The 392-nt window shown below is 45.9% G+C and carries 1 protein-coding gene; it reads right to left on the bottom strand.

Annotated features, from left to right (window positions below):
• Nucleotides 1-112: 112 nt before the first annotated feature.
• The coding region (locus ON058_RS11075) for a hypothetical protein (protein ID WP_274669119.1) at nt 113-392 on the bottom strand (280 nt) is incomplete at its 5' end.

Below are 392 nucleotides of genomic sequence, written 5' to 3' on the forward strand. Positions count from 1 at the left end.
TCTGTGTTTATCTCACTATTAGATTCGATTGGTTTCTGTCAGAGTGTAAACAAACCCACTAATTGTTTTAACCACACCCAGGTGAGTCCTGAACCATCCCTTAGTTATGCTGTTATAGGCTTAAGACTGCTGGGGGACTTCCTATGACGCACTGAGCTTCTCTCTCCTCCTCTCCCTCTCTATCTGTACGCATTCCTATCCCACTAATACAGGTTACCAACTCCACTTCTTCCTGGTAGTCCTTGTGCTTTCTGTGCTTTTTGGCCTTCTCACTTTCTGCAGGTATTTCTGCCTCTGGAGCTGTAGATTCTGGATCTGTGATTGCCGGCCGTCTACTGCCCCCATGTTCCTGCTCCACACTCACTGCTGCACTTATTATTATTAGTCTGATT

Source organism: Demequina sp. B12 (assembly GCF_028823635.1).
Classification (GTDB): domain Bacteria; phylum Actinomycetota; class Actinomycetes; order Actinomycetales; family Demequinaceae; genus Demequina.